The organism is Dietzia sp. CH92, assembly GCF_032248695.1.
Taxonomy (GTDB): domain Bacteria; phylum Actinomycetota; class Actinomycetes; order Mycobacteriales; family Mycobacteriaceae; genus Dietzia.
Window position 1 is genome coordinate 83,258 of record NZ_JAVHXC010000010.1, and the last position, 11,223, is coordinate 94,480.

Annotated in this window: 12 protein-coding genes; all 12 read left to right on the forward strand. The window is 71.6% G+C overall.

What is annotated here, in order from left to right; genetic code table 11:
- Positions 1 to 51 precede the first annotated feature (51 nt).
- The 12 genes from RWK90_RS16510 (at position 52) to tyrS (ending at position 10,938) form a co-directional block, all read left to right on the forward strand.
- Positions 52 to 828 (forward strand): DUF2786 domain-containing protein, encoded by a 777-nt coding sequence (locus RWK90_RS16510; RefSeq protein WP_314038712.1) that lies wholly within the window; start codon positions 52 to 54, stop codon positions 826 to 828.
- Between the two features lie 78 nt (positions 829 to 906).
- Positions 907 to 1,944 carry an N-acetyl-gamma-glutamyl-phosphate reductase gene (gene argC, locus RWK90_RS16515; RefSeq protein WP_314038713.1) on the forward strand — a complete coding sequence of 346 codons (1,038 nt, stop codon included), beginning with the start codon at positions 907 to 909 and terminating at the stop codon, positions 1,942 to 1,944.
- On the forward strand, positions 1,941 to 2,417 hold the full coding sequence (locus tag RWK90_RS16520) for a hypothetical protein (protein WP_314038714.1): 477 nt from the start codon (positions 1,941 to 1,943) through the stop codon (positions 2,415 to 2,417). The genes argC and RWK90_RS16520 overlap by 4 nt, the downstream gene beginning before the upstream one ends.
- 1 nt (position 2,418) lies before the next feature.
- Complete coding sequence (argB, locus tag RWK90_RS16525) at positions 2,419 to 3,354, forward strand: acetylglutamate kinase (RefSeq protein WP_314038715.1); 936 nt, start codon at positions 2,419 to 2,421, stop codon at positions 3,352 to 3,354.
- Positions 3,351 to 4,565 carry an acetylornithine transaminase gene (locus RWK90_RS16530; protein WP_314038716.1) on the forward strand — a complete coding sequence of 405 codons (1,215 nt, stop codon included), beginning with the start codon at positions 3,351 to 3,353 and terminating at the stop codon, positions 4,563 to 4,565. Before argB ends, RWK90_RS16530 begins: the two co-directional genes overlap by 4 nt.
- Positions 4,562 to 5,512, forward strand: coding sequence for an ornithine carbamoyltransferase (gene argF, locus RWK90_RS16535; RefSeq protein WP_314038717.1), 951 nt, complete (start codon positions 4,562 to 4,564; stop codon positions 5,510 to 5,512). Before RWK90_RS16530 ends, argF begins: the two co-directional genes overlap by 4 nt.
- Entirely contained in the window at positions 5,509 to 6,006 is a 498-nt protein-coding gene (locus tag RWK90_RS16540) for an arginine repressor (protein ID WP_314038718.1), read from the forward strand. Before argF ends, RWK90_RS16540 begins: the two co-directional genes overlap by 4 nt.
- A gap of 82 nt (positions 6,007 to 6,088) precedes the next feature.
- Complete coding sequence (locus RWK90_RS16545) at positions 6,089 to 7,288, forward strand: argininosuccinate synthase (RefSeq protein WP_314038719.1); 1,200 nt, start codon at positions 6,089 to 6,091, stop codon at positions 7,286 to 7,288.
- The gene (gene argH, locus RWK90_RS16550; RefSeq protein ID WP_314038720.1) at positions 7,285 to 8,739 is read left to right on the forward strand and encodes an argininosuccinate lyase; all 1,455 of its coding nucleotides are present in this window, start codon (positions 7,285 to 7,287) and stop codon (positions 8,737 to 8,739) included. Before RWK90_RS16545 ends, argH begins: the two co-directional genes overlap by 4 nt.
- A gap of 5 nt (positions 8,740 to 8,744) precedes the next feature.
- Positions 8,745 to 8,966, forward strand: a complete 222-nt coding sequence (locus RWK90_RS16555; protein ID WP_314038721.1) for a Trm112 family protein — start codon at positions 8,745 to 8,747, stop codon at positions 8,964 to 8,966.
- A gap of 14 nt (positions 8,967 to 8,980) precedes the next feature.
- Positions 8,981 to 9,661, forward strand: a complete 681-nt coding sequence (locus RWK90_RS16560) for a DNA-3-methyladenine glycosylase (RefSeq protein WP_314038722.1) — start codon at positions 8,981 to 8,983, stop codon at positions 9,659 to 9,661.
- 5 nt (positions 9,662 to 9,666) lie between these two features.
- The gene (gene tyrS, locus RWK90_RS16565; RefSeq protein ID WP_314038726.1) at positions 9,667 to 10,938 is read left to right on the forward strand and encodes a tyrosine--tRNA ligase; all 1,272 of its coding nucleotides are present in this window, start codon (positions 9,667 to 9,669) and stop codon (positions 10,936 to 10,938) included.
- Positions 10,939 to 11,223: the final 285 nt, after the last annotated feature.

Here is an 11,223-nt window from a genome sequence, read left to right on the forward strand (position 1 = left end):
CCTGTGCGAACATCCGTCCCGACTGACAGCCGAGACGACCAGGAGCAGATCATGAACGCCTCCCACGCCACCTCTTCCTCTTCCTCCTCCCGCACGACCTCGCCCCACGCCCACGGCGCCCCACCGCCGGAGAAGGCGCTGGACAGGGTCCGGAAACTGTTCGCCAAGGCCGAGAGCGTGGCCGGCACGCCCGAGGCGGGGGTGCTCCTCGAGCGCGCCTACGCGCTGCTGGCCAAGTACGGCGTCGACGAGGCGCTGGCCCGCGGCGGGCCCGACACCACCGCGGCGGAGGTCATGGTCCTCGACCACGTGGTCTCGGGTCGGTACCAGCCGGATCAGGTGGGGCTCGTCGCCGCGCTCGCCTCGGCGATGCACTGCCGCGCCGTCACCGCCGTGCGGGGCGACGGCACGCGAGTCGTCCACGTCGTCGGCGTCCGGCGCCACGTCGAGCGCGTGGGGATGCTCGCCGGGGCCCTGACGGGCGTGATGCTCGCCGCGGCCGCCCGGCAGCGACCGGTCCCCGGCGTCTCCGCCGTCACGCACCGCAAGTCCTTCATGACCGGGTTCGCCCACGAGGTCGGTCGGCGGCTCGAGGCGGCGGAGCGGGGCGCCGTCGCCGAGAGCCGGGACGCGGCCGGGGCCGGGCTCGTCCTTCGGTCCGACGCCCAGCGCGCGGACGCGGAGCTGCGTCGCCGGTTCCCGACCGCCGTGCGGGGCACCCGTCGCCGGGTCGGGATGTCCGGTATCGAGGAGGGGCGCCGCGTGGGTGGCTCGGTGGACCTGGGGCAGCGGCGGTTCTCCGGGGGGCGGCGTCAGCTGGGCGCCTGACCGCCGGGGCGGCGCCCCGCCCGCCGGGACCCGACCCCGCGCGTGCAAAAGATTGCAAGGTGATGCATACTCGTGCGTATGGCAATCAAGGTAGCGGTCGCAGGTGCTTCGGGATACGCGGGCGGGGAGTTCCTCCGCCTCCTGCTGGGGCACCCGTCCTACGTGGCGGGAGAGCTCGAGCTGGGCACCCTGGCCGCGGGGTCGAACGCCGGACAGACGCTGGGGGAGCACCACCCTCACCTGCTGCCGCTCGCCGACCGCGTCCTGGCGGAGACCGACGCGCAGACGCTCGCGGGTCACGACGTGGTGGTCCTCGGCCTGCCCCACGGGCACTCGGCGGCCATCGCCGAGCAGCTGGGACCGGACGTCCTGGTGGTGGACCTCGGCGCGGACTTCCGGCTCACCAGCGCCGAGGACTGGACGGCCTACTACGGGTCCGAGCACGCGGGGTCGTGGCCGTACGGTCTGCCCGAGCTCCCCGGCGCGCGCGAGGCGCTGCGGGGCACCCGGCGCGTCGCCGTGCCCGGGTGCTTCCCCACCGGTGCCACGCTGGCCCTGTTCCCCGCGGTCGCGGCGGGCCTGGTGGACGCCTCGGCCATCACCATCGTCTCGGTGACCGGCGCCTCCGGGGCCGGCAAGGCGGCCAAGGTCCCCATGCTGGCCTCGGAGGTCATGGGTTCGGCCAAGGCGTACGGCGTCACCACGCACCGTCACACCCCCGAGATCATCCAGAACCTCCGGACGGTCACCGACGCGGAGGTGTCCGTGAGCTTCACCCCTGTCCTCGCACCGATGGCGCGCGGCATCCTCACCACCGCCGTGGCCCCCACCACCGCGAGCGGGGAGGAGCTGCGTGCGGTGTACGCGAAGGCGTTCGAGGCCGAGCCGTTCGTCCACGTCCTGCCCGCCGGCGTGCAGCCCATGACCGCCTCCGTACTCGGCTCCAACGCCGTCCAGCTGGGTGTGGAGGTGGACGAGCGTGCCGGCCGCGCGGTGATCACCGCCGCGATCGACAACCTCGCCAAGGGCACCGCCGGGGGCGCGATCCAGTCGATGAACCTGGCGCTCGGGCTGCCCGAGACCGCGGGACTCAGCACGGTCGGCCTGGCCCCGTGAGCGACGCGCCCGCTCCGGGTGCGACGCCCGCTGGCCACGCGCACGGCCTCGAGCGGTGGACCGGGGCCTCCGAGACCGACGCGGTCATCTGGACGGCGCCCGCCGGGTCGGTCGCGGCGCTGGACGTCTCGGGTGATGGGGCGGACGCGGTCGAACTGCAGTGGAGCGTCCGGAGCGCGCAGGTGCCCTCGACCCGGGCGGTCGTGCTCCTCGAGGGCCCCGGTGCCGGTGACGCCGGGGCGGACTTCGTCCGGGCCCACACCGCGGCCGAGGACTTCGCCGGGCTCATGAGCTCTCGAACCGGGGTCGAGGTCGGCCCGATCGAGGTCCTCGTCTTCCGACCCGACTCCGGAGACGGGCCGTGGCCCGAGCCGTCGCCCACGGCGGACGGCGCGGAATTCCGGTTCCGTCACCGCGGCGGCGCCGACATCCGTCTCACCCTGACCATCCCCCACCAGCCCGGAGAGGCATGACATGACCACAGTGATGAACGACGGGTCCACCGAGCTGACGCCGTTCGTCCGCGCGCACGTCCTCGCCGAGGCACTGCCGTGGCTGCAGAAGTTCCACGACAAGATCGTGGTGGTGAAGTACGGCGGCAACGCGATGGTGGACGAGGACCTCAAGAAGGCCTTCGCCGCCGACATGGTCTTCCTGCGCACGTGCGGCCTCAAGCCCGTCGTGGTACACGGCGGCGGCCCGCAGATCACCTCGATGCTGACGCGCCTCGGGTTGGAGGGCGAGTTCCGGGGCGGTTTCCGCGTCACCACTCCCGAGGTCATGGACGTCGTCCGGATGGTGCTGTTCGGCCAGGTCGGGCGCGAACTGGTCGGACTGATCAACGCCCACGGCCCGTACGCGGTCGGCATCTCCGGCGAGGACGCCGGGTTGTTCACCGCCGTGCGACGGACCGCGATGGTCGACGGGCGGCCCACCGACATCGGACTCGTCGGCGACGTGGAGTCCGTCGACCCGCGCGCCGTGCTCGACCTCATCGAGGCCGGCCGGATCCCCGTCGTCTCCACCATCGCCCCCGACGCCGACGGCACCGTCCACAACATCAACGCCGACTCGGCCGCGGGCGCCCTCGCCTCGGCCCTCGAGGCGGAGAAGCTCGTCGTCCTCACCGACGTCGAGGGGCTGTACACCAACTGGCCCGACCGGTCCTCGCTGGTCACCCATCTGGGCACAGGCCCCCTCGAACGTCTGCTGCCCTCCCTGGAGAGCGGGATGGTCCCCAAGATGGAGGCCTGCCTGCGTGCGGTCCAGGGCGGGGTGCGCGCCGCCCACGTCATCGACGGCCGGGTCGAGCACTCCGTCCTGCTGGAGATCCTCACCGAGGGCGGCATCGGGACGATGGTGACCGAGGGCGACCACGAGACCCGCATACCGGCAGGAGAGCACGCGTGAGCGACACGACCACCCACAGCCTCACCTCGCGGTGGGACGCCGCGCTGATGCGCAACTACGGCACCCCGCCGCTCGAGCTGGTCTCGGGGCGCGGCGTGACCGTCACCGCCGCGGACGGTCGCGAGTACGTCGACCTGCTCGGCGGCATCGCGGTCAATTCGCTCGGCCACGCCCACCCGGCGGTCGTGGACGCCGTGAGCAGGCAGGTCGCCGAACTCGGGCACGTGTCGAACCTGTACATCCACCCGACGGTGGTCCGGCTCGCGGAGCGTCTCGAGTCGCTGCTCGCGGTGGACCAGCCGGTACGGGCGTTCTTCTGCAACTCGGGTGCCGAGGCCAACGAGGCCGCGTTCAAGATCGCCCGCCGGACGGGCCGCTCGCGGATCCTCGCCGCGGAGAACGGCTTCCACGGGCGGACCATGGGTGCGCTCGCGATGACCGGGCAACCCGCCAAACGCGAGCCGTTCGAACCGATGCCCGCAGGAGTCGAGTTCTATCCGTACGGCGACATCGACGCGCTCACGGAGCTGGTGGAGCGGGCCCCGGGCGACACCGCCGCCGTCATCCTGGAGCCCCTCCAGGGGGAGGGTGGCGTGGTCGAGCCGCCCGAGGGGTTCCTCGCCGACGTCCGCGCGCTGTGTTCCGCCCACGGGATCCTCATGATCGCCGACGAGGTCCAGACCGGGATCGGCCGCACCGGGGCGATGTTCGCCTCCCGCAAGGCGGGCGTCGTGCCCGACGTCATCACCCTCGCCAAGGGCCTCGGTGGCGGACTGCCCATCGGGGCGTGCCTCGGCATCGGGCCGGCCGGGGAGCTGCTCACCGCGGGGCAGCACGGCACGACGTTCGGGGGGAACCCGGTGGCGTGCGCCGCCGCTCTCGCCGTGCTCGACACGATCGACTCCGACGACCTCGTCGCGCACGTCGACCGGCTCGGCAAGATCATCGCCGCGGAGATCGAGTGTCTCGACCACCCGCTGATCGACCACGTCCGCGGACGGGGACTGCTGCTGGGGATCGTGCTCACCGCCCCGGTCTCGAAGTCTGTGGAGGACGCCGCCCGGGCTTCCGGTTACCTGGTCGGGGCGACGGCCGCCGACGTGGTCCGGCTCGCCCCGCCCCTCATCCTCACCGAGGCGCAGGCCGCGCGGTTCGTCTCCGCGCTGCCCGCGATCCTCGACACCGCGTCCCCGAAGGAGACCTCGTCATGACCGGTTCCCCCGACACCACCCGGCCGGTGCGGCACTTCCTCCGCGACGACGACCTCAGCCCCGCCGAGCAGGCGGACGTCCTGGACCTGGCGCTGGAGCTCAAGGCGGCGCCGTTCTCCGCGCGCCCGCTGGAGGGGCCCCGTTCCGTCGCCGTCATCTTCGACAAGACCTCCACACGGACCCGATTCTCCTTCGACGCCGGGATCGCCCAGCTGGGGGGCAATGCGATCGTCGTGGAGTCGGGGTCCACGCAGATGGGCAAGGGGGAGACCCTCTCCGACACCGCGAAGGTGATGTCGCGCTACGTCGAGGCGATCGTGTGGCGGACGTACTCCCAGGCCGGGCTCGTCGAACTCGCCGCGGACTCCGACGTCCCGGTCGTCAACGCGCTGAGCGACGAGTTCCACCCCTGCCAGATCCTCGCGGACCTGCTCACCATCCGGGAGAACTTCGGCCGCACGGCGGGCCTGCGGGCCGTGTACCTCGGCGACGGCGCGAACAACATGGGGCACTCGTACCTGCTCGGCTTCGCCACGGCGGGCATCCACATCACCATCGCCGCCCCGGACGGGTACCAGCCCTCGGGCCGGGTCGTCGCCGACGCCGAACGGATCGCCCGCGACACGGGCGGGTCGGTCACCCTGACGACCGACGTCGACTCGGCGGTCGAGGGGGCGGACGTGCTCATCACCGACACCTGGGTCTCGATGGGCATGGAGGAGTCCGCGCAGGACCGCCTGCGCGATCTCGCCGGCTACCAGCTCGGGCAGCAGGCGGTTGACCGGGCCTCGGATGACGTGATCGTCCTGCACTGTCTGCCCGCCTACCGCGGCAACGAGATCTCCGAGGAGGTCATCGACGGACCCCGCAGCCGCGTCTTCGACGAGGCGGAGAACCGACTCCACGCGCAGAAGGCCCTGCTCGTCTGGCTGCTGGAGCGGGCGTGACCGCGGTCGGCGCCGTGAGTCGGACGGTGCGGCACGCCCGCATCACGGAGATCCTCCGGCGTCGCCCGGTCCGCAGCCAGACCGAGCTCGCCGAGGCGCTGGCGGAGGAGGGCATCGCGGTCGCGGTGGCCACGCTCAGCCGCGACCTCGATGAGCTCGGCGCGGTCAAACTCCGCGCCGCCGACGGGGGAGCGGGCCGCTACGTCATCCCGGAGGACGGGAGTCACGTCCCGGGCATCCCCGGGGGCACCGACCGACTGACCAAGCTGCTCTCGGAGCTGCTCGTCTCCGCCGACCACAGCGGCAACATCGCGGTCCTGCGCACCCCACCGGGGGCGGCCAACTTCCTCGCCAGCGCGCTGGACCGCGCGAACCTCGATGACGTCGTCGGGACGATCGCCGGGGATGACACCATATTCGTCATGGCCCGCGAACCGGTCGCCGGCGCGGAGCTCGCCGACCGGCTCTCCGGGCTGGCCCGACGCCAGCTCTGACCGAGCTCTGACCGGCGGCCGCGCACCTCCGGCCCGCACGCCACAAACCCTCAGACCCACAGCACACACCAAGGAGAACACCATGTCCGATCGCGTCGTCCTCGCCTACTCCGGCGGACTCGACACCTCCGTCGCCATCAGCTGGATCGGCAAGGAGACCGGTGCCGAGGTCGTCGCCGTCGCCATCGACCTCGGCCAGGGTGGCGAGGACATGGACGTCGTCCGCCAGCGCGCCCTCGACTGCGGCGCCGTCGAGTCGATCGTCGTGGACGCCCGCGACGAGTTCGCCGAGGAGTACTGCGCCCCCACCATCAAGGCCAACGGCCTGTACATGCGTCAGTACCCGCTCGTGTCGGCGATCTCGCGCCCGCTCATCGTCAAGCACCTGGTGACCGCGGCCAAGATGCACGGCGGCACCTCCGTCGCGCACGGATGCACCGGCAAGGGCAACGACCAGGTCCGCTTCGAGGTCGGCTTCGGCGCCCTCGCCCCGGACCTCGACGTGATCGCGCCGGTCCGCGACTACGCGTGGACCCGCGAGAAGGCCATCGAGTTCGCCGAGAAGAACGAGATCCCGATCAACGTCACCAAGAAGTCTCCGTTCTCGATCGACCAGAACGTCTGGGGTCGCGCGGTGGAGACCGGCTTCCTCGAGGACCTGTGGAACGCCCCCACCAAGGACGTCTACGACTACACCGAGGACCCCACGATCAACTTCGCCGCCCCCGACGAGGTCACCGTGACCTTCTCGCAGGGCGTCCCGGTGGCCATCGACGGCCGGAAGGTCACCGTGCTGGAGGCGATCGAGGAGCTCAACCGCCGCGGTGGCGCGCAGGGCGTGGGGCGCCTCGACATGGTCGAGGACCGCCTGGTCGGCATCAAGAGCCGTGAGGTCTACGAGGCGCCGGGTGCGATGATCCTCATCACCGCGCACAAGGCCCTCGAGGATGTCACCCTCGAGCGCGAGCTCGCCCGCTACAAGTCCGGTGTCTCCGACACGTGGTCGAACGCGGTGTACGACGGCCTGTGGTTCTCCCCGCTGAAGTACGCACTCGACGCGTTCATCGACAACACGCAGGAGCACGTCTCGGGTGACATCCGGATGGTGCTGCACGGCGGGTCGATCACCGTCAACGGCCGCCGGTCGGACTCGTCGCTGTACGACTTCAACCTGGCCACCTACGACGAGGGCGACTCGTTCGACCAGAGCTACGCCAAGGGCTTCGTCAACCTCCACGGCCTGAGCTCCAAGATCGCCGCCAAGCGGGACCTCGGCCTGTGACTGCCGGGCAGCACGTCGGCGAGGAGGGCCGCGACGACCGGCACGGCACCAACACCGGTGCGCTGTGGGGCGGGCGGTTCGCGGGCGGCCCGGCCGAGGCCATGGCCGCGCTGAGCAAGTCCACCCACTTCGACTGGGAGCTGGCGCCCTACGACATCCGCGCGTCCAAGGCGCACGCGCGGGTGCTCCACCGTGCGGGCCTGCTCACCGGGCCGGATCTGGACTCCATGCTCGACGGTCTGGACCGGCTCGCGGCGGATGTCGACTCCGGCGCGTTCGTCCCGGCGGAGTCGGACGAGGACGTCCACGGCGCCCTCGAGCGCGGACTGATCGACAGGGTCGGGGCGGAGGTCGGCGGACGGCTGCGCGCCGGCCGCTCGCGCAACGACCAGGTGGCGACCCTCTTCCGGATGTGGCTCCGTGACGCGGTCCGCGCGGTCGCCTCCGGCGTGCTGGACGTGGTGGACGCGCTGGTCGCGCAGGCCGACGCCCACCCGGACACGGTCATGCCGGGCAAGACGCACTTCCAGGCGGCGCAGCCGGTCCTGTTGTCGCACCAGCTGCTCGCCCACGCGCAGCCGCTCCTGCGTGACCTCGACAGGATCCGCGACCTGGACCGGCGGTTGGCGGTGTCGCCGTACGGTTCGGGCGCGCTGGCCGGCTCCTCGCTGGGGCTCGACCCGGACGCGATCGCCGCGGAGCTCGGTTTCGACCGGGCGGCGGACAACTCGATCGACGCGACGAGTTCGCGCGACTTCGCCGCGGAGGCGGCCTACGTGCTCGCGCAGATCGCCGTGGACCTGTCGCGCCTCGCGGAGGAGATCATCGCCTGGTCGACTCCCGAGTTCGGGTACGTGACCCTCGCCGACGAGTGGTCGACGGGCAGTTCGATCATGCCGCAGAAGAAGAACCCCGACGTCGCGGAGCTGATGCGCGGCAAGACCGGCCGGTTGATCGGCAACCTCACCGGTCTGCTCGCCACGCTGAAGGCGCAGCCGTTGGCGTACAACCGGGACCTGCAGGAGGACAAGGAGCCGGTCTTCGACTCGGTGGCGCAGCTCGACCTGCTCCTGCCGGCGATGGCCGGGCTCGTGGCCACCCTCGAGTTCCACCCTGGGCGGCTCGCCGAACTCGCGCCGGCGGGATACACGTTGGCCACGGACATCGCCGAGTGGATGGTCCGCCAGGGCGTCCCGTTCCGTGTCGCCCACGAGGCGGCCGGTGAGTGCGTGCGGGTGGCCGAGGGCCGCGGCGTGGGACTGGACGAGTTGGACGACGACGAGTTGGCGGCCGTGGATCCCGCGCTGACACCCGAGGTGCGCGAGGTCCTCACCGTGACCGGATCGGTCGCGTCGAGGAACGCCCGCGGCGGGACCGCGGCCGAGGCCGTGGCCGAGCAGCGGCGTCGGCTGGGCGAGATCCGCGATCAGTTCGCCGCGTGGGTAGGGTGAGGCGCATGTCCACGATCGACGCCCGTCTGCTCGAGATCCTCGCCTGTCCCGAGGACAAGGGGCCGCTCCTCCTGGTCGGGGACGAGACGCTGTACAACCCCCGCCTGCGCCGGGCCTACCGTATCGACGACGGCATCCCGGTCCTACTGGTCGACGAGTCGAGGACGGTCGACGACTCCGAGCACGCCGACCTGCTCGCCCGCTCGGGCGGCGCCGCGGGGGAGTGACCCGTCTGTCGGGGGTGAGCCGGGCCGCAGCGGACGGGGTGGACCCCGGGGAGTTCCGCTCGCACCTCCGTGAGTCGGCTCCCCACGACGCGGCGCGGTCGCTGCTCGGCGGGATCCTTACGCACGGGGGTGTCTCGGTGCGGATCGTGGAGGTCGAGGCGTACGGGGGACCGGCCGACTCGCCGTTCCCCGACGCCGCCGCCCACACGTGGCCCGGCCGGACGGCCCGTAACGAGGTGATGTTCGGCGACGCCGGGCATCTGTACGTGTACCTCAGCCACGGGCTGCACCAGTGCGTGAACATCACCTGTCGGCCCCCGGGCGAGGGCGGGGGAGTGCTGCTGCGGGCCGCCCGGGTCGAGGCCGGGCACGACACGGTGGGGACCCGCCGGCCGGGCATCCCGGCCGAACGCGCCGCCCGCGGACCCGGCAACCTCGGACGCACCCTCGGAATCGATCTGTCGATGCGGGGCACCGACGTGTTGGACCCGTCGTCGTCGATCCGGTTCCGTCCCGACCCGGTTCCGGACGATCAGGTCCGCTCCGGTCCCCGCGTCGGTGTCTCCCGCGAAGCGGACCGCCCGTGGCGGTTCTGGCTCGCCGGTGCGCGGGAGGTCTCCGCCTACCGTCGCAGCCCTCGCGCGCCGCAGGTCACCCGCCCTGTGGTGGTCGGGCGCGGCGATGAGGGAGAATGACGGCCGTGACCAACGACATCCTCGATGAACTGCAGTGGCGCGGGCTGATCGCCCAGTCGACCGACCTGGACGCGCTCCGCGCCCACCTCGACGAGGGGACGGTCTCCCTCTATTGCGGGTTCGACCCGACCGGTCCGAGTCTGCACGCCGGTCACCTGATCCCGTTGCTCACGCTCCGTCGGTTCCAGCTGGCGGGCCACCGCCCGATCGTCCTCGCCGGCGGCGCGACCGGCATGATCGGTGACCCCCGCGAGGTGGGCGAGCGCGTCATGAACACCTCCGACACCGTGGCCGAGTGGACCGAGCGGATCGCCGGGCAGCTGGAGCGGTTCGTGGACCTCACCGAGGGACCCACCGGTGCGCGGGTGGTCAACAACATGCAGTGGACCGGACACATGACGGTGATCGAGTTCCTGCGCGATGTCGGCAAGCACTTCTCGCTCAACACGATGCTCGGGCGCGACACCGTGAAGCGGCGCCTCGAGGGTGACGGCATCTCGTTCACCGAGTTCTCCTACATGCTCCTCCAGGCGAACGACTTCCTGCAGCTGCGCCGGACCATGGGGTGCACGCTGCAGCTGGGTGGATCGGACCAGTGGGGCAACATCGTCGGCGGCGTCGACCTCAACCGGCGGGTCGACGGCGAGGCGGTCCACGCCATGACGGTCCCGCTCGTGACCTCGGCGGACGGTAAGAAGTTCGGCAAGTCCACGGGTGGCGGGAGCCTGTGGCTCGACCCCTCCATGACCAGCCCCTACACCTGGTACCAGTACTTCCTCAACACCGCCGACGCCGATGTGGTGCGCTACCTGCGCTGGTTCTCCTTCCTCGGCCGGGAGGAGATCGACGAGCTCGAGACCCTCACCCGGGAGAAGCCGCACCTGCGGGCGGCACAGAAGCGTCTCGCCGAGGAGATGACGACCCTGGTGCACGGCGTCGCCGCGACCGAATCGGTCCAGGCCGCGGCCCAGGCCCTGTTCGGCCGCGGTGAACTCGGCGAGCTGGACGAGGACACCCTGGCGGCGGCGCTCGAGGACGCGGGCGCGGTGGAGATCGCGTCCGGTCACCCCACGACGATCGTCGATCTGCTCGTGGCCACAGGGCTGAGCGAGAGCAAGGGCGCGGCGCGCCGGGCGGTCGGTGAGGGCGGTGCGTACGTCAACAACGAGCGGGTCTCGGATCCCGAATGGACGCCGGCGCCCGGTGATCTCCTGCACGGGGGGTGGCTGGTCCTGCGCCGCGGGAAGAAGAGCTTCGCGGGCGTGCGGATCACCTGATCACCCACCTCTCGCAACGATGGCGCCGGCTCTCACCGGCGCCATCACGCGTTTAGGGGTGTTCACCTGCGGGTTTGCGTTTCCGTTCACGTCTGCGTAACTTATTGGACGTCGCCGAGAGCGGCTCGGACCGAGAGGCCCGGGGCGCCCACGGAGACGGGCTCCAGAAGACCGGAGCGCCGAGCCGGTTTGACACGGTGAAGCGGGACGGCTAAGTTGGAGAAGTTGCCTTCCTGATCTGGATGGTGGCGGTTCACCCCGGTAGTCATCAGGTGGTTTGTCCTC